Genomic DNA, 26,383 nt, shown 5'->3' with positions numbered 1-26,383 from the left:
CGGATGAGCGGTCTCGGCGGGCGAGGTTCGGTCACTCATACACATTGCAACTTATTTAATTGTACGATATTTATACATAACTGCTACGATAAAATACTGATACCGCGAGGACGTATGGCCGCAACGGCAAACGAGAGCTATCCATCACCCTTTGCGCTTCGCGTGGCCATCGTGGGCGCCGGGCTGTCTGGGCTGGCCTGCGCCCATCGACTGGCGCAGCAGGGCACCCAGGTTCGGCTATTCGATAAGGCACGCGGCCCCGGCGGGCGAATGTCCAGTAAACAGCGCCCTGCCGCCACGCTCGACCTCGGCGCCCAAGCCTTTACCGTGCGAGACGAGCGTTTTGCGCGTCAGGTGGACGAGTGGCGGCGAGCAGGCTGTGTGGACATCTGGCCAACACATCGCTATCAGGCTAGTGCATCCGGCTGGCAAACACACGACGATGGGCAGATACGCTATTGTGGAGCGCCGCGCATGAGCGCCATTACTCGCTGCCTGGCCGACGGGCTGAGCGCGTTCGCTGATGCCACGCTCTTGCTCGAAACGACCATCACGGCCTTAGAGCGCCAGCCCAAAGGCTGGCAGCTTCGCGATGCTCACGACAACCGGTACGGTCTTTTCGATTACGTGGTGATCAGCGCCCCGCCGCCCCAGGCGAAAGCGCTGCTGGCAGATTGGGAACCGATGCTGTCCGACGCCTGTGAAGAAAGACCGCAGCGGAGCTGCTGGGCGGCATGGGCCATATTTGACGAATCGCTTCCAAGACTTCCCGTCGGCGACCAGTGGCAGAGCCTGCATCTTGAGCATCCTGCTCTACGCTTGGTCTCTCGCAACCACACCAAACCAGGGCGAAAGCACCAGCCGGAAAGCCTGAGCCTGCTGGCCCAACTCGACTGGAGCGATGCACATATCGACGCGACACCAGCCTCCGCGGCGCAGCAGCTATGGGAGGCATTCGTCACCACACTGCCCAGCGACACATCGCTCCCCTCTCCTATTGACGTAGGGGCGCACCGCTGGCGCTATGCCCAGCCTGCCTCGCCAGGCAGGCAGTCGTTCTTGTACAGTGAGAGCGGTTTAGCACTGTGCGGTGACAGCTTCCGCGGTAGCCGTGTCGAGGATGCTTGGCTCTCTGGAAACGAGCTGGGGGCGGCATTATTAGGCCGGTCGGTCTAATAATACTCCGACTAACAGCGCACCAAGATGGACACCGCAAAGGTTGTACCCAGTCGCCACAAATTGTACAAAGGTGCCTATAATAGCGTGATCCTATTCCATCGATTAGGTGTTATTCAACGAATCGCTATACGACATCGCTATACGGCTAGATGGCCCTGCGCCGAGCTGGCGCGGCAACATAGCTATCGCAATTATTGACAGACCCCTGCAGCGCTGGCTGCAGGCAACCAAGAGGCAATGGCGCCCATGAGCAACAAGGCGACCCACCCACCCGATACTCCCCTCTATCCGATTCGGGAAGTTTCCCGTTTGACGGGTGTGAACTCGGTCACTCTACGCGCCTGGGAGCGACGCTACGGTTTGATTCGTCCACAGCGCACGCCCAAGGGACACAGGCTCTACGCCCAGGACGACATCAGCCGCATCGAGCGCATTCTTCAATGGCTCAACCGCGGCGTACCGGTCAGCCAAGTGGCGGACCTGCTCGACCAACCTGAAACGGTCGAGGCACCAACGCCGAATGCCGGTGACTGGGCCAGCCAACGCCAGCAGCTTCAGGCGGTCATCGAAGCGGTCGACTTGCCGAAGTTAGAAGCCCTGTATCACCAGAGCCTGGCGCTTTATCCGCTGAGCGTGGCGATCAACGAGCTTTGGCAGCCGGTCATTCTGACCCTAGAAGCCAAGTGGGCCGCCGAGCCCGACGACTTGGTACGCCGCACGTTCGAAGCGTTTTTCCGCAGCCAAGTAGGTATTCGCTTGCACTACGCCAACCAAGCGACACGGGGACCGCTGATCCTACTCAGCGCTATGCCTGACGACCCCGGCCCGCTTTGGGTGTTGATGTGCGCGCTCATGGCCAGCGAACAAGGCTACCGCGTGCAACTCTTCGATCACTCGCTGCCACTCGACGATTTGCCGCAAGCGGTGTCTCGCCTACATTCATCGATGGTGCTGCTTTCCAGCGGTCAGCGAGAAAACGATCGCTATATTCGCGACGATTTACCCAAAGCCGCCGAAGCCCTCGGCGTGCCCCTCGGCGTTTGCGGCGAAGTGGCGCGGCTGCGCGAGAACGACCTCCGTGACGGCGCCGTTCACATGCTGGGGGACGACCTTCCCCAAGCGATTGCTCGTTTGCGCCCGCTGCTACGTGAATCCGGTATCCTGTAAACGCGGTGGCATCGGCTAACCTAAGGATTTTGCATGAACCTGCAGCTTGTTTGGTTTCGCAGCGATTTACGTATTCATGACAATTCCGCACTCGCCGCCGCTGCCGCCAAAGGGCCGGTCGTAGCGGTTTTTTTACGCAGCATCGAGCAGTGGCGTGACCACGGTCACGGTGCGAACAAGCTCGATTTTTGGGCGCGCGGCGTCAGTGCACTGAAGACGTCGCTCAACGGTCTGAACATCCCGCTTCTGCACCGCGATATCGAACGCTACGACGACGCCCCTCAAGCGCTGTTGGAGATTGCCCAGAAGTACGGCGTCGAGCGGCTACACTTCAATTACGAGTATCCGCTCAACGAGCAGCGCCGCGATCAGGCAGTACTGAAGGCCTTTCAACAGGCAGAGATAACTGCTCATGGTCACCATGACGCCGTTGCCTTTGCCCCAGGCAGTTTGCTGACCGGCAAAGGCGATTACTACGGCGTGTTTACACCCTTTGCGAAAGCGTGGCACAAACAGGTAACGGCGGATCAGCTTGCTCTGCGCGACACGCCAGAAGCCCAGTCGCCCCTCGAGATCCAAAGCGACTCGCTTCCGTCTCTGCCCGCGCTCGACGACGAGCCGCTGGATGGCCGCCAGTGGCCCGCAGGCGAAAACGCCGCTAGCGACAACTTGGAGCGCTTCTTGCGTTTTCGCGGGCGGCATTACAAGGATCAGCGCGATTTTCCCAAGGTGCGGGGAACCAGCGAGCTGTCACCCTATTTAGCCCTGGGGATGATCTCGTATCGCCAGTGCCTACAAGCCGTGATGAGCGAAAACGGCGGGAGCCTCGCCGACGGCGACGCGGGCTTGACGGCCTGGGTGAACGAGCTGGTGTGGCGGGAGTTTTATCAGCATGTGGCGGTCGGCTTCCCCCAGGTGTGCCGCTACCAGCCGTTTCAAGAACACACCAAGCAGCTCGCCTGGCGCGATGACGACGACGGCTTTGCCGCCTGGTGCGAGGGCCGCACCGGCTACCCCATCGTGGACGCTGCCATGCGCCAACTCGTGTCGACCGGCTGGATGCACAACCGCCTGCGCATGATCACGGCCATGTTCTTGAGCAAACACCTGCTGATCGACTGGCGACGTGGTGAGGCTTTTTTCATGCGCCACTTGGTGGATGGCGAGTTCTGCGCCAACAATGGCGGCTGGCAGTGGGCCGCCTCGACGGGAACCGATGCGGCACCCTATTTCCGCATTTTCAACCCCACCACCCAATCGACTCGCTTCGACCCCGACGGCGAGTTCATCGCCCAGTGGCTGCCCGAGCTTGCATCGCTGCCAGCTAAAGCGCGACACGCCCCACCAAAAGACATGCTCGATCCCATCGATTACCCAGCGCCCATCGTCGATCACAAAGCGGCGCGCCAGCGGGCACTCGACGCCTTCAAAGCGCTCTCGAAGTAGCCGCCACATACGCCTCTTCATGGCGGCCATGTGCCGCTATGCTGCCTATCTACCTACCATTCTCTCATCATGACGCCCTGTCACTTGCAAGGAGTGTGCGATGACCGACGACCGCGCTTTGGCCAAGTTTTGTGCTTTCTTCAACAAACTAGACAACACCTGTACAGAAAAACTATACGAGGTATATACTGAGGAAGTTGTTTTCAACGATCCGCTACATCACATTGAAGGTCGCGAGGCGCTAGAGCGCTACTTCGCCACGATGTACGAAAACGTTGAGCGCTGCCGCTTCACGTTCCATACCCAGCAGATGCAGGGGCATCAAGCGTTCGTGACGTGGACGATGGAGTTCGTTCACCCTCGCTTGGCCCGGGGAAGGCCAGTGAGTGTGGAGGGCTGCAGTGCGCTGACGTTTACCGAGGACGGAAAAGTGTCGCGTCACCGCGACTATTTCGATGCTGGGGCCATGTTGTACGAGCACCTTCCCATCATGGGACGTGTCATACGCTGGTTAAAGCAGCGCCTGGGTTGAGTCGTGTGACCTCGTTGATACGCACGCAGGCTGCGTGCTAACAGGCCGCTACAGGAGAGCAGGATGAGCACATGGAATACGTCCCAACGTATCTGGCTGACCGGCGCGACCTCCGGCATTGGTGAAGCGCTGGCCAAACAGTTAATCGAACAGGGACACCGCGTGGTATTGAGCGCCCGCAACGAAGAGGCATTGCATGCGCTTTGCAATGGCCATGACAACGCTTATCCGTTGCCCCTGGACGTCAGCGACCATCAGGCCGTATTAGCCGCCGGTGAGCAGATTCGCGAATGGCTGGGCGCATTAGACGTTGCACTATTCAACGCGGGCACCTGCGAGTATCTCGACGCGCGACACTTCGATATGGCGCTCGTCGAACGTGTTTTCACTCCAAACCTGTTTGGCACGCTGTATGGCGTCGACGCCGCCCTTCCGCTGCTGCGTGCTGCTCGTCAGGAAGGCAAACCAGCACGCTTGGCCGCGACATCGAGCGCCTCGGCCTACTTGCCGCTGCCTCGCGCGGAGGCTTACGGCGCGTCGAAGGCCGCCGTGAGTTACTTTCTTGAATCTCTGCGTCTTGATCTGCACCAGGAAGGCATCGACGTCAGCTTGATCCACCCGGGCTTCGTGAAAACACCGCTCACCGACCGCAACGACTTTCCTATGCCCATGCAGGTCACGGCCGACGAAGCCGCCAAGGCGATCATTGCAGGGCTTGCCAAAGGTCGCCTGGATATCCATTTCCCACGGCGGTTTACCTATATCGTCAAATGTTTGGGCATTTTACCCCCCGCCCTGCGGCGATGGATTGGCCTGCGCATGACGCGGCAAACCAAGGAGTCACCATGAGCGTCACAGCGTCACAGCGCATTGCGGTTATTGGCAGCGGCATCAGCGGGATGGCCGCCGGATGGTACCTATCCTCACAGCATGAGGTGACGCTGTTCGAAGCCGATCGTCGACTAGGCGGCCATACGGCCACCATGGACGTCGAGGTCAATGGCGAGCCCTACGCCATCGATACCGGCTTCATCGTTTTCAATGACTGGACCTACCCCCATTTTCAACGCTTGTTAGCGACCCTCGGCGTGCCCAGCCAAGCCACCGAGATGAGTTTTTCGGTGCATGAGACGGACGTCGACTTCGAGTACAACGGCCATACGCTCACGTCGCTCTTCGCCCAGCGCCGCAATCTGCTCAATCCCTCGTTCTATCGTCTGCTACGCGATATTTTACGCTTTAACAAACAGGCCACCGCCGACCTAGAGAGCAAACGGCTACCGGCGGACATGACGCTGGGTGAGTACCTCGATAGACACGGCTACGGCGACGCGTTCCAGCGTCGTTACCTGCTGCCCATGGGGGCCGCCATCTGGTCGGCGAGCATTGGTGATCTACGCGCTTTCCCACTGACGTTTTTCGTTCGCTTTTTCCGCAACCATGGACTGCTATCGGTCAACCACCGCCCCCAATGGTATACCCTCGTGGGCGGCTCCAAGCGCTATATCCCCAGCTTGACCGCGCCCTATGCGTCGCGCATCCGTCTCAACACCCCGGTGACCCACATCACTCGCAGCGACACGGGTGTCGTGGTGACCACGGCCCAGGGCAGCGAACGCTTCGACCAGGTCGTACTGGCCTGTCACGCTGACCAAGCGCTCGCCATGCTAGGAGATGCCTCTGCCGCCGAGCGCGAGATCCTGGGAGCAATGCCTTACCAGGACAACGAGGTCGTGCTGCACACCGACACCTCGCTGCTGCCCCGCCGCCAGCGCGCCTGGGCAAGCTGGAACTACCGGTTGGATGGCCGCAGCGCCGACGAGCGAGTATCGGTCACTTACAACATGAACATCCTGCAGCGTTTAGCAGCAGACACCACGTTTTGCGTCACGCTGAACGATTCCGACAGTATCGATCCGACCAAGGTGCTTGGCCGCTACAGCTATGCCCATCCCCAGTTCACGCTGGCAGGTCAGGCCGCTCAAATGCGCCACGACGAGATCTCGTCGGTGGCACGGCGCACCCACTTCTGCGGCGCCTACTGGCGCAACGGTTTTCATGAGGACGGCGTTTGGAGCGCGCTACGTGTGGCGCAGGCACTGGGCTGTGACGAAGCCGCTGAGCCGCCCACCACGCCGACGGCGCTGCCCGCGCATGAGTTGATGCCCAACAGCGTTGGGGAGGGGCTGGGATGATCGCTGCGCCGCGCTCGCGCATCTATCGCGGTACGCTTCGCCACCGCCGCTTTACGCCCAAGGTTCACACGTTTAGCTATCAGATGTGGATGGCGTGGCTCGATCTCGATGAGCTCCCCACGCTCTTCGACGGCGTGCCGGGATTCAGCGCGCGACGCCCGGCGCTGGCGCGCTTTCGTCGCGAAGATTATCTGGCCCCGACGGATCGCCCGCTGCGCACCGCCGTGCGGGAAGAGTTGGCCCGCCATCTAGGCAGCGCCCCTAACGGTCGTATCTGCATGCTGACCCAACTGCGCACCCTCGGCACGATGTTCAACCCGATCACCGTGTACTACGCCTACGATGAGCTGGGACGCCTGGCCGCCGTGCTGGGTGAAGTCACCAATATGCCCTGGCGCGAGCGTACTTGCTACGCCTGCCATGTCGAGACCGACCGCCACGCGCATCAGGCACGCTTTGCTAAAGCCATGCACGTGTCGCCCTTCAACCCCATGGAGATGACCTATCGCTGGAAATTCAATTCGCCCGGCGACCAGCTCTATCTGCATATGGAGAACTGGCAGCACGAACAACGCCATTTCGACGCTACGCTCACGCTCGATGCAGCGCCCGCCACGCGCGGCGTGCTCCTGGCCACCCTCGCCAAGCACCCTTGGATGAGTCTGAAAACGGTCGCGGGAATCCATTTTGAAGCGCTTCGCCTGTGGCTCAAGCGCATCCCCGTTTATAACCACCCTAAGCGCAAGGAGACTTCAAAATGACCACCCTGCGTACCACGCCTCCCAATAGCCAGCCAGCGCGCCAAGACCGCTTCACTCGCTGGCTAAAACCCCGTTTGCTGGCTCAGTTGGATGCCTTTCGCGGCGGACGCATCACGTTGATCGAGGGCAACCAGTGCCATCACCTGGGTCAGGAGGGCCCGCTACAAGTCACCGTGGTGATCCGTCACTCACGCGCCTGGAAGCGACTCGCCTTTGGCGGCACCGTCGGTGCCGCAGAATCCTATATGGACGGCGATTGGGACGCCGATGACTTGGTGGCGTTGGTCCGCCTGTTTGCCGCCAATCTGGATCATGTCAATGGCCAGATGGAGAACGGTAGCGCTCGCCTCACCCGCTGGCTGCTGGGACTGGCTTACCGCTTCCAACGCAACAGTCTGTCCGGTTCCAAGCGCAATATCGCCGCGCACTATGACATCGGTAACGATCTGTTTGCGACATTCCTGGATACACGCCACTGGATGTACTCCAGCGCCGTCTTCCCCTACCCGGAAGCCAGTTTGGAAGAGGCCTCGACCTATAAGCTCGACATCATGCTCGAGAAGCTGGACGTTCGCCCCGAGCACCACTTGTTGGAAATTGGCACGGGCTGGGGCGGCTTGGCCATTCACGCTGCCAAGACACGCGGCTGCCGGGTGACCACTACGACGATTTCCGAGGAGCAGTACGCACATACCGCCCTGCGCATCAAAGAAGAAGGGCTGGAAGATAAAATCACGCTGCTGAAGCAGGATTATCGCGAGCTGACCGGAAGTTTCGATCGGCTGATCTCGGTAGAAATGATCGAGGCGGTAGGACATCAGTATCTCAATACGTATCTCGAAAAGATCGACAGCCTGCTGACCGATGATGGTCAAGTGATGCTGCAAGCGATCACCATTCGCGACCAGCGCTTCGAAGAGGCCAAACGCGACATGGACTTCATCAAGCGCTACATTTTCCCCGGTGGTTTTTTGCCCTCCCATCACGCCATGCTCTCGAGCGTAATGCGTAAAACGTCTCTCAACGTCGTGGCACTCGATGAGATTGGCCAGCACTACGCACGGACGCTGCGGGAGTGGCGCCACCGTTTCGAGGCGAGTCTCGACCAGGTACGTAGCCAAGGCTATGACGAGCGCTTCATTCGTATGTGGCGCTACTACCTGTGTTACTGCGAAGGCGGCTTTATCGAGCGCTCCATCGGCACCTGCCACCTGTTGCTGGCCAAGCCGGCGGCCAAACCGGCCCCGCTCACCGGAGCGCTGTAAATGGCGTCGCCCTCCCCCATGCCAGTACGCGCGATGTTATTCAATGCGCTGCGCTTCGAGGCGGGCTGGCTGCTATGTGTGCTGGGCGGCTCATGGATCGCCGCGATCAGCGGGGCGGCACTGCTGGGCTGGCACTTTTGGCACTGGGCCAAACCCGGCGAATGGCGTTTCATCGGGCTATTCGCTCTATTGGGGCTGGCGCTGGATGGCGGACTACATGTGGCAGGCGGCTTCGATTTTGGCGACCAAGCGCTCGTTGCGGGACTGCTGCCCGTATGGCTATGGATGCTCTGGCCGCTGTTCGCCACGCTGGTCTTTCACTCGCTTGTTTGGCTATGGCGCTACCCTCTGATGGCCGCCGCGTGTGGCGCGATCAGTGGCCCACTCTCTTATTTGGGGGGCGCGGCGCTGGCCAACGTAAGTTTGGCAGCGTGGCTTTTGCCGGTGCAAGCGGTCATCTGGGCCGCGCTTTGCCTAGGCATTAGCTACTACGCACGGCGGGTCGCTGCAACGACTCAATGAACACCCTCGGCAAGCGCCACCGGCGACCAGCGCTGCTCTAGCTCGGAGGCAGGCAGCGGTTTGGCGAAGTAAAATCCCTGCACCAGCGTACAGCCCGCTTTGATCAAAAACTGACACTGGGCTTGAGTTTCAACGCCCTCTGCCACGACTTCCAGTCCCATCCCATCGGCCATGGCCAACACCGCCGTGACGATGGCCGCATCGGCTTGGTCATTGGGGAGCTCGCGGATGAACGCACGGTCCAGTTTGATTTTATCCACCGGCAGTCGTTTCAAATAGCCTAACGATGAATAGCCGGTACCGAAGTCGTCGATGGCAATGGCGTAGCCAAGCGCCCGAAGCGCCTGTAGGCGGGGGCCCATGTCGCCGGCACGCTCGTCCAGCAGCACCGACTCGGTGAGCTCCAGACCAATTTGCGACGGTTTGAGCTGATAGCGCTCCAAGCAGGTCGCCAATTGGGTTTCCAGATCGCCCTGAAAGAGCTGCAGCGCCGAGATGTTGATCCACACGGTCACTTTGGGCATACCGCTGTTTTGCCAGTGTGCTTGCTGAGCACACGCTTTCTCGATCACCCAGCTACCTAGCTCGGCCATCAGACCATGACGCTCGGCCAGAGGAATGAACTCGCCCGGCGAGATCATGCCATCCTGCGGATGGCGCCAGCGTAGCAATGCCTCCATGCCCATCAGCTCACCGCTGCCTGGGTGGTGCTGAGTTTGGTAGTGAAGCTCTAACTGGTCACCGGACACCAGCGCGGCGCGCAGATCGCTGACCAGCGCCAGCTGGGGATTATCCTGCTTGTCCAAGGCTGGTCGAAAACGCTGGCTATGGTTACGCCCCAATCGCTTGGCGCTATACAAGGCGGACTCCAAACGCTGAAACAGCACGCCGGAGTCGCGGCCATCTTCGGGTGCGCGGCAGCTGCCAATGGTCAGCCCTAGGCGCAGCGACTGCTCATTGATCTCGAAAGGGCTGCACATATGATCGCGCAGGGTCATGATCCATTTGTCGTGATCATCGAAGGTGGTGGTGCGAATCACCAAAAACTCATCACCCCCCAGGCGGCCGACGACGCTGCCCGCCATGTAGCTGGTGAGCCGCTGAGCAAACCGCGCAAGCAACCGATCCCCCTGCTCGACGCCCAGACTGTCATTGACCGACTTCAAACCATCGATATCGATCAGCGCCATGTCCAAACTCTCACCCGCGCGCAGGTGGCGCAGCCTTGAGGCCATTAGGTCATGCAGGCGGCGACGATTAGGTAGCCCGGTCAGCGGGTCCTCGTAGCCGATGCGGCGCAGGTCACGCTCGCGAGCCTTTTGCGCCGAAATATCGGTAAACAGACTGATGAAGTGGGTAATCTTGCCGCGTTTGTCGGTCACGGCACGAACCTTGAGCCACTCGGGGTACTCATCGCCATGTTTGCGGCGGTTCCACATTTCCCCTTCCCAACGGCCCGTGGCTTTGAGGGTGCTCCAAAAGCTTTCATAGAAGGCTTTGTCGTGGCGCTGCGCCGCGAGGGTTTCAAGCTTGCGGCCGACCATCTCCTGACTCTCGTAGCCGGTAATGTCGGTAAAGGCCGGGTTGACGGCCAGAACGCGATTTTGCACGTCGCTAATGACCATGGCATCCCCCGCTAACCCCATGGCATCTTGGGCAAGCCGCAGGCGCAACCGCTGCTGACGAACTTGGTGCCAAGCATCCCATAAACCCAACGTAACCAAGCTGGCGGCCACCATGCGCAGCGCGGTATCAGGAATCCATACACACGCAGGCAGCGCCATGAGCGCTACCCAAACCAGCGGACGATTAAGAGAAACAGGCAGCCACATGGCGGGTCTTGTTGTCCTATCAGCAGTCACTAACTAAAAACAAGGGTCGACGACATCATGCCGTCTAACCCAAAACTTGGATAGAGCATATTACGTCAATAGGCCGTTTATTGTGCGAATTCGCTAAGTGAAACGTTACACTCATGACGATTACCGTATTGGCAAATCATTAAAAAGCATTAGAAAGTGACGATAAGGCGCCCGTGACGTGCATTCGGTGGTCTCGGGAAGTAGACTAGGCGCAACAACCATCTTCATACTCGGAACGATTCAGTGACCAAGCAACACTCCTTTGATCGCGAAGAACTGCTGGCCTGCTCGCGTGGCGAGCTTTTTGGCCCAGGCAATGCACAGCTGCCAGCCCCCAACATGCTGATGCTCGACCGTATCACGCATATCCATGAAGAGGGCGGTGAACACGGCAAAGGCGAACTGATCGCCGAGCTGGATATCACTCCGGATCTGTGGTTCTTCGACTGCCACTTCCCCGGCGACCCGGTGATGCCTGGCTGCTTGGGTCTCGACGCGATGTGGCAGCTGGTAGGTTTTTATCTGGGCTGGCTTGGCCATCCTGGCCGAGGCCGTGCGCTAGGCTGCGGCGAAGTGAAATTCAGCGGCCAAATTTTGCCCGACGCTCAAAAAGTGACGTATCGCATCAATATGAAGCGCGTCATTACCCGTCGGCTCATTCTAGGCATCGCCGACGGCACCGTGTCCGTCGACGGGCGCGATATCTACCAGGCTAATGACCTGCGCGTTGGCCTATTCACCTCCACTGCGAATTTCTAACAGGAGGCTCCCATGCGACGAGTGGTAGTCACCGGCCTTGGCATCGTGTCGTGCTTAGGCAACGACCAGCAACAGGTCTTAGACGCGCTCAAAAGCGGGCGCAGCGGTATTCGTTTCAAGGAAGAGTACGCCGAGCGCGGCTTCCGCAGCCATGTGGCGGGCAGTGTCGATATCGATCTCGATACGCTAATCGACCGCAAGCTGCGCCGCTTCATGGGCGATGCAGCGGCTTACGCCTACGTCTCCATGGCCCAAGCCATCGAAGACGCTGGTCTGACCGAAGCGCAAGTGTCGAACGAGCGCACCGGTCTGATTGCCGGTTCGGGCGGCGCGTCTAGCGCCAATCAGGTCGAAGCCGCCGATCTCATGCGCGAGAAAGGTCTGCGCCGCGTTGGCCCTTACCGCGTGACCCGCACCATGGGTAGCACGGTATCCGCCTGCTTGGCCACGCCGTTCAAGATCAAAGGCGTGAACTACTCCATCTCTTCTGCCTGTGCGACCTCGGCCCACTGCATTGGTAGCGCCATGGAGCAGATCCAGCTCGGCAAGCAGGACGTAGTCTTTGCTGGCGGTGGCGAAGAGGAGCACTGGACGCTGTCGTGTCTGTTCGACGCCATGGGTGCTCTCTCTACGCACTATAACGACACCCCGGACAAAGCTTCTCGCCCTTACGATCAGGCCCGCGATGGTTTCGTCATCGCCGGTGGTGGCGGCATGCTGGTGCTGGAAGAGCTCGAACATGCAAAAGCGCGCGGCGCCAAGATCTATGGCGAGCTCGTCGGCTATGGCGCGACCTCGGATGGCCATGACATGGTGGCCCCCTCTGGTGAGGGCGCGATGCGCTGCATGCATCAGGCCATGGCCACGGTGCAGGGCGATATCGACTACATCAATACCCATGGCACCTCGACGCCGGTTGGCGATGTCGCTGAACTGAAAGCGATTCGCAGCGTGTTCGGCAACTCAACGCCCGCCATGAGCTCGACCAAGTCGCTCACCGGCCACTCGCTGGGTGCCACTGGCGTACAGGAAGCGATCTACTCGCTGCTGATGATGCAGCACGACTTCGTGGCCGCTTCTGCCAACGTCGAGCAGCTCGACGAGCAGGCCGACGGTTTCGATATCGTGACCGAGCGTCGCGACGGCGTCACCCTCGAGCGCGTGCTCTCCAACAGCTTTGGCTTTGGCGGCACCAACGCCTGCTTGGTGTTCCAGCGCTACGACGGCTGATATTCATGTACGGCATCAAAAACGGCGCCTTCGGGCGCCGTTTTTGCGTGAATATGTGTGGATAGTTGCTCAGCGTCGCTTAGCGAGCCACGGGCCTTGGGACCTCGGAAATCTCCTGCAGCTGCCCCTCGATCCAGGCTTCGACATCCACCAACACCTCGTCGGGCGTGCGCCCTTCGGTCGCGATGGGCGGTCCAATGCGCACGCGAAGCACCCCTGGGCGCTTGACCCAGTGACGACCAGGCCAGCGCTCACCGGCATTGTGAGCGACGGGAAGCACCGGCACACCGGCTCGGCAAGCAACGACGCTACCGCTTTTGTTATAGCGCTTGCGCACGCCAGGATCTACCCGCGTGCCCTCTGGGAAAATCAGGACAGACAGGCCAGTACCCAGGCGTTCGACGCCCTGCGTCAGCACTTGTTTCATGGCTCGCGCGGGCTTGGAGCGATCCAAACTGATCGGGCGTAGCAAGCGCAGCCCCCACCCAAAAACGGGAATGCGCAGCAGCTCGCGCTTGAGCACGGTGCACACCGGCGGCTTCATCACCTGCAGAAAGACCGTCTCCCACTCACACTGGTGATTGGCTTGAATGACGCAGGGCCCTGACGGGATATTCTCCCGCCCCTGAATCTCATAGCGCACACCGCAGGCAATGCGGAACCACACCATCAAGAAGTAGTTGTAGAGATTCAACAGCCGATAGCGAGCCGCCAGTGGCAGAAACGGTGCGATGGGTAAAAAAAGCACCCCAATGAGTAGCATGGCAGTGAAATAACCTACATAAAACAGCAGGCTGCGACCCACATTGATCAAACTGACTCTCCTGTCCCAACGTCATCGGGCTGCTGGTCGCGGGTGAGACACCAAGCATCCAGCATGCGTCCAACTTCCAGCCGCCATGGCTTTTGATGAACGCCAAACACATCCAGCACGCGGCGACAGTTCAATACGCGGCGTAATTTAGCATCGTGGTGATGGTTCAGTGCTTGCACCTCACCTAGCGCGACCGTCTCACCTCGGCCCTCCAGGTGCGTCGCCAATTGCGTGCGCACCATCGAGGTAAAGGTGAACGCACTGACCGGCTCCGTCCCTGCCAAATGGTAGGCCCCCCAAGCGTCGGCCCCGCAGGCCTGCTGCTGCAGCATGCCGATGAGTGCCATCGCCACTGCATCGGCCGATGTTGGGCAACAGACGACATCTTCGGCGGCCCGAACCGCCTGCCCGGTCACCAAGCTATCAATGATTTCATTCAGCCAAGCGTGGCTGCCTTCCAGCGCGAACAGGGGCCCCAAGCGCACGATCAGGTGTCGGTGGTAGTCGGCGCGAATGCGGTCGCCGGTCTGGACGAGGCGGCGCAAACACTCGTCGCGTGGGGCGGGCACGACGTGCTCATCGATGGGGATATCGAATCCCTCTTCGTAAAGCTGATCGGACACGCACCAGACCAGCGCCACTCCTTGGGTTTGACACGCATCCACGCAGCGCTCCACGGCGTCCGCATGGGCTTTTACCTCGGCAGGGGTCATGCTCAGCGGATGCGCCAGCGGCGGAATGATCACCGCATCGGGCGCGATGGCCTGCAGCTGGCTCGCCGAAACGGCGAGGCCCTGTTCGATTACCAGCTCGGTATCGGTGCGCCGGCTCGCTTCCCGAGCCAATGCTAAACTCAAGCAGTGCCCGGCATCCAGTATCAGCAGCTTCAAGACAGACCCTCTTCCTCAACCCAAGAACGTAAACTCGTGCGTCATGCGGTGACGAACGCCTGCCAGCGTTAGAACGGAATTTCGTCGTCGAAGTCGTCGAAATTGCCCGGATCAGGAGCACCGTAGCTATTGTTCTGCTGGTTAGGCGCAGGCTGCTGGGGCGGCGCAGAGCGCTGCGGAGCGCCTTGATTGGGGTAACCGCCTTGTTGCGGTGGCTGCTGCTGGCCATAGTTTTGGCCATAGTTCTGCTGCGGCGGGGCCTGCTGAGCAGGTGCCTGCTGGGCATAGCCACCTTGCGGCGCACCGCCGCCCTGGTAGTCACCGCTGCGGCCATCGAGCATCTGCATGTCGTTGGCAACGATCTCCGTACTGTAGCGGTCCTGGCCATTTTGATCCTGCCATTTGCGCGTTTGCAGGCGGCCTTCGATATAGACTTTCGAGCCCTTTTTCAGGTACTGCTGGGCAATTTCGGCCGTTTTGTTGAACAGCACCACGCGATGCCATTCGGTGCGCTCCTGACGCTGGCCGCTTTGACGATCCATCCAGGTATCAGAGGTGGCCAGGTTCAGGTTCGCCACCGCGGTACCGGAGGGAGTGAAACGGACTTCCGGATCCTGGCCTAAGTTGCCAATCAAAATAACTTTATTAATCCCGCGCGCCATAAGGTCGCTCCTCATCATTCATCGTGTACATTAGCGGTCACTGACAGCTGGTCACAGCTAAGCCAGCGGTGAGTCATTAGGTTCGTGGCGGCGACATCAGTCTCGACAACGCCGCCTGGTCCAATGCGTCGCGATTGACCTTCAAGTAGACCAAACGCTCTTCTGGCACGACCATCACATCTTCTACGCCGACCACGTCGGCAAGATGCTCCATCAACAGGTTCATCGCATCGGGCTGCGTTTCGTGCAGCGCCATCACTTCACTCGAGAGCGGCGGCGGCGACGGCATACGCCACATGGCCGCCCACCACCCTAGCGCCAACAAGGCACAGCCTATGAAGACGGCGTTCAACCCCCAAACGTTGGCTAACAAGCCGCCCAGCGTGCCGCCTAAAAAGGCGCCTAAAAACTGGCTGGTGGAGTACACCCCCATGGCCGTCCCCTTGGCACCCGCTGGGGCCAGCTTACTGAGCATGGAGGGCAGCGTCGCCTCCAGCAAATTAAATCCGGTGAAAAACACGAACAACCAAACGAACAGCCAACGTCCTTGCGAGAGCGGCATCCCCAGGCTCGCCAGGCTCAAGGCAATGGCCCCAATGGCCAGCAGGCACATCAGCTTCATCCGCTGACGTTTTTCCGCGACGATGACCAGCGGCACCATGGCGACGAATGACAGTGCCATGATGCCGAGATAGGCAAGCCCATGGTACTCCGCTGCTACGCCTGCATTGAGCAAGCGAAACGGAATGGCGACGAAAATGGCCATCAGTACCAAATGCAGCGCAAAAATCGATAGATCCAGTCGCCACAAATCGGGTCGAGTCATCACGCTCTTGAACTGTTTGCGATCCAGCCCAACGTCGCGGTGGCGCAACCGGCGCGGAGCGGGCGGCACCCAGCGCCACAGCACCACCAGTCCCACCAGCGTCAACAGGGCGGTAAACCAAAACACGCCGGAGAGACCGGCCCAGGCGGCCAGCCAGGGACCAAGCACCATGGCAATGGCAAACGACACGCCGATCGAAAGACCGATGGTGGCCATGGCGGCGGTGCGAACCTGCTCGCGGGTTTGGTCGGCCAGTAGCGCCATGATGGCCGCCGCCACGGCGCCACCGCCCTGCAGCGCGCGCCCGGCGATCACGCCGACAATCGTATCCGCCATTGCAGCGATCACACTACCGACGGCGAAAATCACAAGCCCCATGGCAATCACTCGCTTGCGCCCGATACGATCAGAGAGCAGGCCAAACGGAATTTGCAGCGACGCCTGGGTAAGGCCATAGATGCCTAACGCGACCCCCACGAGCAGCGGCGTTGCACCTGCCAACGTGTCAGCATAGAGCGCGAGTACCGGCAGAACCATGAAGAGTCCCAGCATACGAGACGCGTAAAGGCCAGCCAAGCCGCTGATTGCACGGCGTTCAGCGGCCAGCAGCAGTGCGGAAACCTTGCGCATAGTGCCCTTGTGTATGGTGGATGGGCCAGAACGGCCTGAGATAACCGACCATTCTAGCGCTTTGTCACCACGCTGGAAACGCCAGCGCGGTGGCGACAGCAGAGACAGTTTTGCCGGGAAGGGTACAGCAAACGTATAATTACGCTTTTGCCACGCGATTCGAGGTGTTGATGGACAGCATTCTGGTCAGGGGTGCCCGCACCCACAACCTCAAGCAGATCGATGTGGAGCTGCCCCGTGACAAACTGATTGTCATTACCGGGCTCTCCGGCTCCGGCAAGTCATCGCTGGCGTTCGATACGCTCTACGCGGAGGGGCAGCGTCGCTACGTGGAGTCGCTTTCCACCTACGCGCGACAGTTCCTGTCGATGATGGAAAAACCCGATGTGGATCACATCGAGGGACTCTCTCCGGCCATTTCCATCGAGCAGAAGTCCACCTCGCATAACCCTCGCTCGACGGTCGGTACGATCACCGAAATTTACGACTACCTGCGCCTGCTGTTTGCCCGCGCCGGCACACCGCGCTGCCCCGAGCACGGGGAAGACCTAGAAGCCCAGACCATCTCGCAAATGGTCGACCAAGTCATAAATCTTGCCGAAGGCACCAAGCTAATGCTGCTGGCCCCAGTGGTGAAGGGCCGCAAAGGCGAGCATTTACAATTGCTCAGCGAGCTGCGTGCCCAGGGGTTCGTGCGGGTGCAGATCGACGGTCAAGTGCTCGAACTCGACGACATCGCACCATTGGATAAGCGTAAAAAACACGATATCAGCGTGGTGGTCGACCGCTTCAAGGTACGCGACGACATTGCCCAGCGGCTGGCAGAGTCGTTCGAGACGGCGCTGAACCTGGCCGACGGCACGGCGATGATTCACTTCATGGATGGCGAGCAGGAGGATCTCGCCTTTTCATCGCGCTTTGCCTGCCCGGTGTGTGGCTACTCGCTCTCCGAACTCGAGCCGCGCATGTTCTCTTTCAACAACCCGGCGGGGGCCTGCCCGACCTGCGATGGCTTGGGCGTTCAACAATACTTCGACCCCGACAAGCTCATCAGCCACCCGGAGCTCTCTCTGGCGGAGGGCGTCATCAAAGGGTGGGATCGGCGCAACATTTATTACTTCACCCAGTTACAAGCACTGGCCAAGCACTACCGCTTCGAGCTGGAAACGCCCTGGCAGGACTTAGCGCGACACGAGCGCGACATCATTCTCAACGGCAGCGGTAATGAGCAAATTCCGTTCGTGTACGTGGGGGATCGCGGCCGCAAAGTCACTCGGGAGCATGCGTTCGAGGGTGTCTTGCCCAATATGCAGCGTCGCTATCGGGAAACCGAGTCCAACATGGTGCGCGACGATCTCGCCAAGTATATCGCCGTCCAGCCGTGTACGACCTGCGGCGGCTCGCGGCTACGCAAAGAGTCGCGCCATGTCTACGTGGACGAACACAACATTGCCGATATCGTCCACCTGCCGATTGGCGAGGCGTGGAACTACTTTGCCGAGCTCGACTTACCCGGTCGTAAAGGCGAGATCGCCGCCAAGATCGTCAACGAGATCCACGCGCGCCTGGAGTTCTTGGTCAACGTGGGCCTGGACTACCTGAACCTGGAGCGCAGCGCCGACACACTCTCGGGCGGCGAAGCCCAGCGCATTCGTCTGGCCAGCCAGATCGGCGCGGGGCTGGTAGGCGTCATGTACATCCTGGACGAGCCCTCCATCGGCCTGCACCAGCGGGATAACGATCGCCTGTTGAAAACCCTGGAGCGGCTGCGCGACCTGGGCAACACCGTGATCGTGGTCGAACACGACGAGGACGCCATTCGCGCGGCGGACCATGTGCTGGACATTGGCCCCGGTGCCGGGGTGCACGGCGGTGAAATCGTCGCCCAAGGCACGCCTCAGCAGGTGATGGACAACCCTCACTCACTGACCGGTCAATATCTCTCTGGCACCCGCGAAATTGCCGTGCCGCCCTATCGCATTCCCGGCAATCCCGATAAGCAGCTAGTGGTACACGGCGCGACGGGCAATAATCTGCAAAACGTCACCCTCAGCCTGCCGCTCGGGCTCTTCATTGCCGTCACCGGAGTATCCGGTTCGGGCAAGTCGACGCTGATCAACGGCACCCTGATGCCGATTGCGGCCCGCGAGCTCAACCGTGCCACCACGCTCACTCCCGCGCCCTATGAGAAGGTCGAGGGCCTCGATCAGCTCGATAAAGTGATCGATATCGACCAGAGTCCGATTGGTCGCACGCCGCGCTCTAATCCGGCCACCTACACCGGCATTTTCACGCCCATTCGTGAGCTGTTTGCGGGCACCCAAGAGGCACGTTCACGGGGCTACAAACCGGGCCGCTTCAGCTTCAACGTCAAAGGTGGGCGCTGCGAGGCGTGCCAGGGCGAAGGCATGATCAAGGTCGAGATGCACTTTCTGCCGGATATCTACGTGCCTTGCGACGTGTGCAAAGGGAAGCGCTATAATCGCGAAACGCTGGATATTCATTACAAAGGTAAAACCATCCACGAAGTGCTGGAGATGACCGTGGAGGACGCCCTGGCGTTTTTCAGCCCAGTGCCAGCCATTGCCCGCCGCCTACAAACGCTGATGGACGTTGGGCTTTCGTACATTCGCTTGGGCCAGAGCGCGACCACCCTCTCTGGCGGTGAAGCCCAGCGAGTGAAGCTCGCCCGCGAACTCGCCAAGCGCGACACCGGGAAAACGCTCTATATTCTGGATGAGCCCACCACGGGACTGCATTTCGAGGATATTCGCCAACTGCTCACGGTCTTGCATCGCCTGCGCGATCACGGCAATACCATCGTGGTGATCGAGCACAATCTGGATGTGATCAAGACCGCTGACTGGCTAATCGACCTGGGCCCGGAAGGCGGCTCGGGTGGCGGACAAATCATTGCCGAAGGCACCCCGGAGCAGCTTGCCAAGCAGCACGTCTCGCATACAGGGCGCTTTTTGGCCCCGCTTCTCGAGCGGGGTCACCGCGCGTCAACCACCTCTTAAGCGGCCGTCCCGGCGCAAACGCGCCGGGAGACGCAAAAGAGCGAGCATGCCGCGTGACGACTGCTTATAGTAAGTAACGACGCCGTTTAACAAAGGTGGTTTGCACGAGGAGAAGCACGCGTGGAACAGGATAAGAGCTGCATTATTCGCCACTTTAGCCACTACTGTACGCTGACAGACGACGAAAAGCAGTTGCTCAATTCACTCGAAGAGAGCCCTGACGACATCAAGGCTGGTTCGCTACTATGGGAGATGGGCGCCCCTGCCAACGAGTTTTGCACGCTGCGCAGCGGCTGGGCTTACTCTTACCGTCACCTGGAAAATGGTGATCGGCAGATTCTCGAAGTTTTCCTCCCTGGGGACATCATCGGCCTGCGGGAGTTTGCGTTTTCTCAGCGTCTCGAGAACGTGCGCATGATTACGGACGGAGTGGCCTGCCATTTCCCCCATAAACGGATGCTCGATCTCTTTCGTGAGTCGCTGCCGCTCACCTCGGTGATGTTCGCCATCGGCAGCCGTCAGCAGGCGCTGCTCACCGAACGGTTGGTGAACCTCGCACGGCGCAGCGCGCGCCAAAAGATGGCCCACTTCCTCCATGAAATGTACCTGCGCCTACGCCAAACCAATGACGATATTAGTGGGCAGTTCCGTCTCCCGCTCTCCCAAGAGCAGTTGGCCGATATTCTGGGGCTGAGCCCGGTGCATGTCAGCCGCACGTTCAGCGCGCTCAGCGAGGATGGATTGGTCTTCCGCGACCGCCACCACGTGTCGATTCCCGACCTGGATGCGCTGGCCACGGAAGGAGAGTTCGATGACTGCTACCTGACCGATAACGTCCGCCCCCTGCTCGACGGTTGATCCTCCGATGACGGCTGATGCGACGTGTGCCGCCGGCTGGTCCAGCGCGCAGCACTTAGCAAAGGGGGCGTGTCAGCCACACTTGGACCAGCCACATCCGGCGTAGCAGGTAGGACAGCCATCCATCATGATCAAGTCCCCTCGGCACTCGGGGCAGGTGCCCACGGTGGCCGGCGCGCCGCTGGCGGATACAGGTGCGCCTGAGGCCTCATCGACAGTTGGACGCTCCTCGGGCTGCCAAGCATGGCCATGCTGCATTCGGTGGGCGTAGCGGGCAACCAGCGTCTCGACCGGCACTTGGTGGCCGTCCTGATCCAGAAAGCCACGCCGATAGAGAATCTGCTGAATCGACCAAGCAATCGCCGCCACTTCCGAATCGTGAAACATGGGCTTATTCCAGCGATTCATGCCACAGCGCACCAACCCCTTATCCCAGGCCACCTTGCGAAGATCCGCCACGGCCTGCGTGACATAGCCGCCCCGCGCCGCTAGCGACAGGCTACGCATCGTGGCAGTGATCCACTGATGCTCGCTGGAGAGCTGGCCCGACGGAAAGAAAAACTCCACAGGGCGCTCGATCACCACGCGCTGACCACCGACCACCCCCTCCACCGGCATGAACGACACCAGCAAATAGACCTTCTTACGCCCTTCGGCCCCCACGTAGGAGATCTTCTCCGACACCGCCTCCAGCGTCCCCTCCGGACGCGAGGGGATACGAACCGTCAGCGGGTCCTCCTCGGCCAACACAGGCTCGGGGGTAGGCCGTTCCGGCTGTTTGATCCGGTAACCGACAATTTTCGACGTGATTTCGACCGCCATAACGCTCTCTCCCAATGTTTGACCGTTGCTCAAGCCTACGCGTGCGCTGGTTACCACTTACCGTAAGTGCCCTCTTTCAAGGCATCGAACAGGTTGGCCGCGTTGTGCTCCTCACCGTCATAGAGCACTTTTTCATCGCCCGTCAGTTCCAGCGTTTCGCCACTCTCTAGTTCGAAGACGTAGGTGGTGTTCTTGAGATCGTCTTCCCGCACCAGCACCCCTTGAAACGCTTCTGGATTGAAGCGGAAGGTCGTGCAGCCTTTCAAACGGCTCTCATACGCCTGCAAATAGAGGTCTTGGAACTGCTCGAACGGGAACTCGGTCGGCACGTTGACCGTTTTGGAAATGGCAGAATCTACCCACTGCTGCGCGGCGGCCTGCACGGCGACGTGCTGTTCGGGCGACACCGAGTCGGCGGTGATGAAGTAATCCGGCAGATCGCTTTCTACCGCATCGGCAGCGATGAAGTGGCGATAGGCGGCCAGCTCGAAGGAGACCACTTCCACCTGCTCCTTGGTCTTTTTGCCGGACTGAATGATGTTGCGGAAATAGCGATGTGAGAACGACGGCTCAATACCATTCGAGGCGTTGTTGCCCATGGAGAGCGAAATGGTGCCCGTCGGGGCAATCGAGCTGTGATGAGTGAACCGCGCGCCGTGCTCGGCGAGCTGCGCCACCAAGTCCGGCTCCAGCTCGGCCACTTTGGCCATGTATTGGCTATAGCGGGCATGCAGAATGCGGCCCGGCACTTTGTCACCGACCTCGTAACCGTCGCTGGCCAGCTGTGGGCGCTCGCGCATCATTTTTGGCGTGATGGTGTGCTCCTCTTCGAGCACCGGCGCCATGCCTTTCTCTTTAGAGAGCTCGAGCGCCTGCTTCCACCCTTCCAACGCGAGGTGACGACTCACTTCCTCACTGAACGTCAGCGATGCCTGAGAACCGTAGGGTATCTTCAACATGGTCAGTGTCGAACCGAGCCCTAAAAAGCCCATGCCGTGGCGGCGCTTGGCTTCGATTTCGCGCTGCTGCTGGGGAAGCGGCAGTCCGGCGATTTCCACTACGTTATCGAGCATTCGGGTAAAGATCGCCACGACGTTACGATAGCGCTCCCAGTCGAAGCGCGGCTCGGCGCTAAACGGTTCGATCACGAACTTGGTCAAGTTGACCGATCCCAGTAGACAGGCCCCTTCTGGTGGGAGCGGTTGTTCACCACAAGGGTTGGTCGCGCGAATATCTTCACAGAACCAGTTGTTGTTCATACGGTTGACCTGATCGATCAAGATGAAGCCTGGCTCGGCGTAGTCGTAGGTGGAGGCCATGATCGTGTCCCACAGCTCGCGGGCCTTGATCACTTCGACAATGCGGCAGGCCACGCGCCCCTGATCATCCACCGTGTAGCCCTCTTCGATCACCGGCCAGTCGCGGTAAATGATGTCGTCATCACTAACGTCCTCTTTTTCACCTGGATGCAGCGGAAAGGCCAGCGGCCAGTCGGCGTTGTGCTTCACTGCTTCCATGAACTCGTCGGTGATCAGCAGGCTAAGGTTAAACTGGCGCAGCCGCCCGGCTTCACGTTTGGCATGGATGAAGTCGCGCACGTCGGGGTGACCGACATCGAAGGTCCCCATCTGGGCACCGCGACGTCCCCCGGCGGATGCCACGGTGAAACACATCTTGTCATAGATATCCATGAAGGCCAGCGGGCCATTGGTGCCCGCGCCTGCGCCAAACACGAAAGCGCCTTTGTGTCGCAGCGTCGAAAAGTCGTAGCCAATGCCCGCGCCCGATTTCAGGGTCATCCCAGCATCGACCACGGAATCGAGAATATCGCGCATGGAGTCATGGATGGTACGCGAGACGGTGCAATTGATCAGACTGACGGCGGGTTTGTAGGCGTCGGCACCGGCATTGGAGAGAATACGGCCGGCGGGAATCGCGCCGTTCTCCAACGCCCAGCGGAACTTGGGCAGCCACTCGTCAGCGTGCTCGCCCTCGACGGCCGCTAGCGCGCGCGCCACGCGTTCGAACGTCGCCGAGACATCCTGATCTACCGGCTGGCCATGGCGATCTTTCAACCGATATTTGGCATCCCAGATCTCTCTTGAGGGGGCCTGCAGAGGGACCTCACTGGATGTCTTCATCGCCTTGGCTGCGGTGTTCATGTCACGAAACTCCTTCACGAGGGATCAATAGCGGCTAAAACGGCCCGATGATACAAGGCATCGCCAGAGAGTATAGCCCCGACTTTCTACTATATCGGCTGCTTTTTTTAGACAAACCCACTAGATATAGAAAAAACAGCACCTTACCCTTTTGATTATTCACAACACGCTATAGGCTTAGGGTTTTCGATGACGATACGATCTATGAGCCCCACTCGCGCACTCTCTTCCTACGCGTTGTCCACGCTCCTGCTGGCGAACCCGGCGCTGGCGGCCACGTTCAACGTGAGTTCTACCGAACCCCACGGGCACTGGCAGTCGATGGCCCTTAGCCTTGGCGACGAACGCCACTTCCGCGCCGTGGAGACCCACAGCTACTCAGACGCTACGCTCAGCGTGAACACGACCCAGGGTGTCTGCGACCTGCCTTGGCTCGAGATGCGAGTCACGCTGGCGCAACAGCAAGGCGAAAGCCGTGCGGTGAACCTCGTGCCGACGCGGCTACGCATCGACGACCAGCCGATCATCGACACCATGGCGGAGTTCATTACCGAGCGCGGCGATGACGGCTTTTATGCCCATTTCTATTTGCAAGATATGGAGACGCTGATCGAGGAAATGCAGTCGGGGGAACAGCTCTTCCTTGGCTTCGATCAGAACGAGCGGGAGCCTTGGTACATGACCTTTAGCCTGGCGGGTGCAGATGCGGCCATCTCGCGCATGCAAGCGTTGTGCAGTGCGGCCGCCGAGACGGCCCGCACGCCTTAAGTCACGCGCTCTTCGGCGAGTTCTACGCGGTTACGGCCGCTACGCTTGGCTCGATACATGGCAGCGTCGGCCCGGGCCATCAACGTTTTACAGCTATCGCCGGGCTGCCAAATGGCGACACCGATGCTCACCGTGATGGGCTGATCCAGGCCGCTGACGTGCAGTGTCGCCACCAGGCTACGCAGCCGCTCAGCCAAACCGACCGCGGCGTCCATGTCCGAGTGCGTGGCGAGCACCACGAACTCTTCGCCGCCCCAGCGGCCCAGGTGGTCACAGCCGCGTAGCGAGGTTTCCACCAGGCGCGCCAGCGACACCAGCACGTCGTCGCCCACGCTGTGTCCGTGGGTATCGTTGATCTGCTTGAAGTGATCCACATCGAATAGCAGCAGCGCAAAGGCAGCACCGTACCGTTTGGCCGCGACCAGTTCGGCATCGATGGCCTGTTCGATACGGTAGCGGTTCCACACCTGAGTGAGCGGATCGAAGTGGGCGAGCTGCTCCAAGCGCTGATTAGCAGCGGCAAGCGCCTTACGCTCACGCTCTAAATGCATGTTCAGCGTGCTAATCTCGTAAGCGGAGATCGCCAGCGTCAGGTCTTCTCCCAGGTCCATCACCGCCAGGCGCTCGACGCGCTGCCACGCCTCGCTTTTGCCCACTACCTCTTCGCACCAGGCCGCCGACGGCGCCACCAACACCGGGGGTAGCGGTGCCGAGGTCGGTTGCATCGCCCAGTAAAGCGTTTCTACCTGCTCGGGGCGAAAGAAGATCAGCCAGCCGCGCTGAGCCGCGCTCATGGGCAGCGGCACGGCCAGAATGCCGCATTGGTCCGGCATGTTCAGGGATTCGGTCAAGGGCTCGCTGACCACGCCACGGGTACACCAAGGCCCGCTGTGTCGATGCGCTTGGTCGAGCCGTTTGACGAACTGAGCGACGACTGCGGCGTCAGGCGTATGACCGTCCGCGTAAACGCTGCCTTTCAGCCACAGTGCAACACCGTGGGCGCGAAACAGCGAGCACCATGTCTCCGCTTGGGCTGACAACAACTCGACGGGGCTTTGCGGCTCAATACGGGCATTCGTCGAGAGCACCAAACTATCTTGTACGCGCTGAAGATAGCGAGCCTCTTGTCGAGCCCTGAGTAGCAAAAGCCGCTGGGTCGCCATCTGGACGAGGGTGCGAACGGCATCGCGGACTGGCGGCGACACTGGATGAGGCGCTACCGAGTGGCAGAACAGCAAGCCCCACAGCCCGGTGTCGCCCTGCATGGCCAGGCTCATCGCACCGCGTACGCCCAACCGTTGCAAGTAGCGCTGACGCTCCGGCGCGGGGGCACGTAAAAAGCAGTGGCGCAAATCGACGCTCTCGCCCTCTGGCGTACACGGCAGCGGCGGTTCTGCATGGGCGCTGGCGTCATGAATCAAACGGATCGGATGGCGCTCGTAGGTGCGGCGCAGCGTGATCGGAAAGTCACTGGCAGGAAAGCGTTGGCCCAGCAGCGCAGGCAGGTGCCCGCCTTGCGCTTCGGCGACGATCAGCCCGTGCCAATCGCTGTCGAAATGACAGACCGAGACGCGATCATGACCGGTGAGCTGTTGCACGGCGGTCACTAAATAATCCAGCAGTTCTTCTTGATGGGTCGCTTCGGCTAGACGCATCAAGCGCTCGTTGACGGTCCCCAGCAGGCGTCGTTTGCCCAGCGGGCTGAGGGGCTCGATTTCGACCACCACGTGGCGATGCGTGCGATAAGCGTGAACCTGCAGGCGCGTGGTGTCATGTAGCCGACGGAAGGCCAGCGGGCTCGCTAACCGCTGGCGTCCATGCAGCTCTTGGCGCAATCGCTGGCTCAACCGCTTGCCCAGCACGGTGGCGGGGGAAATCGCACGGAGCTCGGTGTCTGCCAATCCCAGCAGTTTGGTTAGGTTGCGACTGACCGCCTGAATGCGCCGACTCTCACCGTCGAGCACCATGACGGCGCCAAACGATTGTAGTAGCGAGTGATGCTTCGACACGCAG

At 60.2% G+C, this 26,383-nt stretch carries 22 protein-coding genes; 14 read left to right on the top strand and 8 right to left on the bottom strand.

Annotated elements, in window-relative coordinates; all coding sequences use genetic code 11:
* The first annotated feature begins 114 nt into the window (after positions 1–114).
* The 9 genes from FHJ80_RS13325 (at position 115) to FHJ80_RS13285 (ending at position 9,067) form a co-directional block, all read left to right on the top strand.
* On the top strand, positions 115–1,176 hold the full coding sequence (locus FHJ80_RS13325; RefSeq protein WP_139527847.1) for an NAD(P)/FAD-dependent oxidoreductase: 1,062 nt from the start codon (positions 115–117) through the stop codon (positions 1,174–1,176).
* 249 nt (positions 1,177–1,425) lie between these two features.
* On the top strand, positions 1,426–2,346 hold the full coding sequence (locus FHJ80_RS13320; RefSeq protein ID WP_176558247.1) for a MerR family transcriptional regulator: 921 nt from the start codon (positions 1,426–1,428) through the stop codon (positions 2,344–2,346).
* Positions 2,347–2,379: 33 nt separating this feature from the next.
* The gene (gene phrB, locus FHJ80_RS13315) at positions 2,380–3,792 is read left to right on the top strand and encodes a deoxyribodipyrimidine photo-lyase (protein WP_139527845.1); all 1,413 of its coding nucleotides are present in this window, start codon (positions 2,380–2,382) and stop codon (positions 3,790–3,792) included.
* A 100-nt stretch (positions 3,793–3,892) separates the two neighbouring features.
* A complete protein-coding gene (locus FHJ80_RS13310) occupies positions 3,893–4,324 on the top strand; it encodes a nuclear transport factor 2 family protein (protein ID WP_139527844.1) in 432 nt (143 codons plus the stop codon).
* A gap of 63 nt (positions 4,325–4,387) precedes the next feature.
* Entirely contained in the window at positions 4,388–5,173 is a 786-nt protein-coding gene (locus FHJ80_RS13305; RefSeq protein WP_139527843.1) for an SDR family oxidoreductase, read from the top strand.
* Positions 5,170–6,519, top strand: a complete 1,350-nt coding sequence (locus tag FHJ80_RS13300; RefSeq protein ID WP_139527842.1) for an NAD(P)/FAD-dependent oxidoreductase — start codon at positions 5,170–5,172, stop codon at positions 6,517–6,519. The genes FHJ80_RS13305 and FHJ80_RS13300 overlap by 4 nt, the downstream gene beginning before the upstream one ends.
* Positions 6,516–7,280 (top strand): DUF1365 domain-containing protein, encoded by a 765-nt coding sequence (locus FHJ80_RS13295; RefSeq protein WP_139527841.1) that lies wholly within the window; start codon positions 6,516–6,518, stop codon positions 7,278–7,280. The genes FHJ80_RS13300 and FHJ80_RS13295 overlap by 4 nt, the downstream gene beginning before the upstream one ends.
* Entirely contained in the window at positions 7,277–8,545 is a 1,269-nt protein-coding gene (locus FHJ80_RS13290; RefSeq protein ID WP_139527840.1) for a cyclopropane-fatty-acyl-phospholipid synthase family protein, read from the top strand. Before FHJ80_RS13295 ends, FHJ80_RS13290 begins: the two co-directional genes overlap by 4 nt.
* Positions 8,546–9,067, top strand: coding sequence for a DUF2878 domain-containing protein (locus tag FHJ80_RS13285; RefSeq protein ID WP_139527839.1), 522 nt, complete (start codon positions 8,546–8,548; stop codon positions 9,065–9,067).
* Here the strand turns inward: FHJ80_RS13285 and FHJ80_RS13280 are convergent.
* Complete coding sequence (locus tag FHJ80_RS13280) at positions 9,061–10,899, bottom strand: bifunctional diguanylate cyclase/phosphodiesterase (protein WP_139527838.1); 1,839 nt, start codon at positions 10,897–10,899, stop codon at positions 9,061–9,063. The two genes, FHJ80_RS13285 and FHJ80_RS13280, sit on opposite strands and share 7 nt — an antisense overlap.
* Positions 10,900–11,172: 273 nt before the next feature.
* Here FHJ80_RS13280 and fabA point away from each other — a divergent pair, with 273 nt between their 5' ends.
* Together fabA and fabB are read left to right on the top strand one after the other, a co-directional pair.
* The gene (gene fabA, locus FHJ80_RS13275; protein WP_139527837.1) at positions 11,173–11,688 is read left to right on the top strand and encodes a 3-hydroxyacyl-[acyl-carrier-protein] dehydratase FabA; all 516 of its coding nucleotides are present in this window, start codon (positions 11,173–11,175) and stop codon (positions 11,686–11,688) included.
* A 12-nt stretch (positions 11,689–11,700) separates the two neighbouring features.
* The gene (fabB, locus tag FHJ80_RS13270) at positions 11,701–12,918 is read left to right on the top strand and encodes a beta-ketoacyl-ACP synthase I (protein WP_139527836.1); all 1,218 of its coding nucleotides are present in this window, start codon (positions 11,701–11,703) and stop codon (positions 12,916–12,918) included.
* A gap of 79 nt (positions 12,919–12,997) precedes the next feature.
* Here fabB and FHJ80_RS13265 read toward each other — a convergent pair whose 3' ends face one another.
* The 4 genes from FHJ80_RS13265 to FHJ80_RS13250 form a co-directional block, all read right to left on the bottom strand.
* Positions 12,998–13,732 (bottom strand): 1-acyl-sn-glycerol-3-phosphate acyltransferase, encoded by a 735-nt coding sequence (locus tag FHJ80_RS13265; protein ID WP_139527835.1) that lies wholly within the window; start codon positions 13,730–13,732, stop codon positions 12,998–13,000.
* The gene (locus FHJ80_RS13260; RefSeq protein ID WP_139527834.1) at positions 13,729–14,622 is read right to left on the bottom strand and encodes a sugar nucleotide-binding protein; all 894 of its coding nucleotides are present in this window, start codon (positions 14,620–14,622) and stop codon (positions 13,729–13,731) included. Before FHJ80_RS13260 ends, FHJ80_RS13265 begins: the two co-directional genes overlap by 4 nt.
* A 68-nt stretch (positions 14,623–14,690) precedes the next feature.
* Positions 14,691–15,284: a single-stranded DNA-binding protein gene (ssb, locus tag FHJ80_RS13255; RefSeq protein WP_139527833.1), complete on the bottom strand. Its 594-nt coding sequence runs from the start codon at positions 15,282–15,284 to the stop codon at positions 14,691–14,693.
* Between the two features lie 76 nt (positions 15,285–15,360).
* Positions 15,361–16,740 (bottom strand): MFS transporter, encoded by a 1,380-nt coding sequence (locus tag FHJ80_RS13250; RefSeq protein WP_139527832.1) that lies wholly within the window; start codon positions 16,738–16,740, stop codon positions 15,361–15,363.
* 170 nt (positions 16,741–16,910) lie between these two features.
* Between FHJ80_RS13250 and uvrA the strand changes: the two genes are divergently transcribed.
* A complete protein-coding gene (gene uvrA, locus FHJ80_RS13245) occupies positions 16,911–19,760 on the top strand; it encodes an excinuclease ABC subunit UvrA (protein WP_139527831.1) in 2,850 nt (949 codons plus the stop codon).
* A 120-nt stretch (positions 19,761–19,880) separates the two neighbouring features.
* A complete protein-coding gene (locus FHJ80_RS13240) occupies positions 19,881–20,618 on the top strand; it encodes a Crp/Fnr family transcriptional regulator (protein WP_139527830.1) in 738 nt (245 codons plus the stop codon).
* A 72-nt stretch (positions 20,619–20,690) separates the two neighbouring features.
* On the opposite strand, the gene FHJ80_RS13235 is transcribed toward FHJ80_RS13240, so the two are convergent.
* Together FHJ80_RS13235 and FHJ80_RS13230 are read right to left on the bottom strand one after the other, a co-directional pair.
* Positions 20,691–21,440 carry a ribonucleoside-diphosphate reductase gene (locus FHJ80_RS13235; RefSeq protein ID WP_139527829.1) on the bottom strand — a complete coding sequence of 250 codons (750 nt, stop codon included), beginning with the start codon at positions 21,438–21,440 and terminating at the stop codon, positions 20,691–20,693.
* Positions 21,441–21,490: 50 nt separating this feature from the next.
* On the bottom strand, positions 21,491–23,602 hold the full coding sequence (locus tag FHJ80_RS13230; protein ID WP_139527828.1) for an adenosylcobalamin-dependent ribonucleoside-diphosphate reductase: 2,112 nt from the start codon (positions 23,600–23,602) through the stop codon (positions 21,491–21,493).
* 204 nt (positions 23,603–23,806) lie between these two features.
* On the opposite strand from FHJ80_RS13230, the gene FHJ80_RS13225 reads away from it, so the two are divergent.
* A complete protein-coding gene (locus FHJ80_RS13225; protein ID WP_168444417.1) occupies positions 23,807–24,370 on the top strand; it encodes a hypothetical protein in 564 nt (187 codons plus the stop codon).
* Here FHJ80_RS13225 and FHJ80_RS13220 read toward each other — a convergent pair.
* Positions 24,367–26,379 (bottom strand): sensor domain-containing diguanylate cyclase, encoded by a 2,013-nt coding sequence (locus FHJ80_RS13220; RefSeq protein WP_139527826.1) that lies wholly within the window; start codon positions 26,377–26,379, stop codon positions 24,367–24,369. The two genes, FHJ80_RS13225 and FHJ80_RS13220, sit on opposite strands and share 4 nt — an antisense overlap.
* Between the last annotated feature and the right edge of the window lie 4 nt (positions 26,380–26,383).

It is taken from the genome of Halomonas sp. BL6 (assembly GCF_006228115.1).
Classification (GTDB): domain Bacteria; phylum Pseudomonadota; class Gammaproteobacteria; order Pseudomonadales; family Halomonadaceae; genus Vreelandella; species Vreelandella piezotolerans.
The sequence above is the reverse complement of the archived record's forward strand: the minus strand, read 5'-3'. Positions and strand labels throughout refer to the sequence as shown.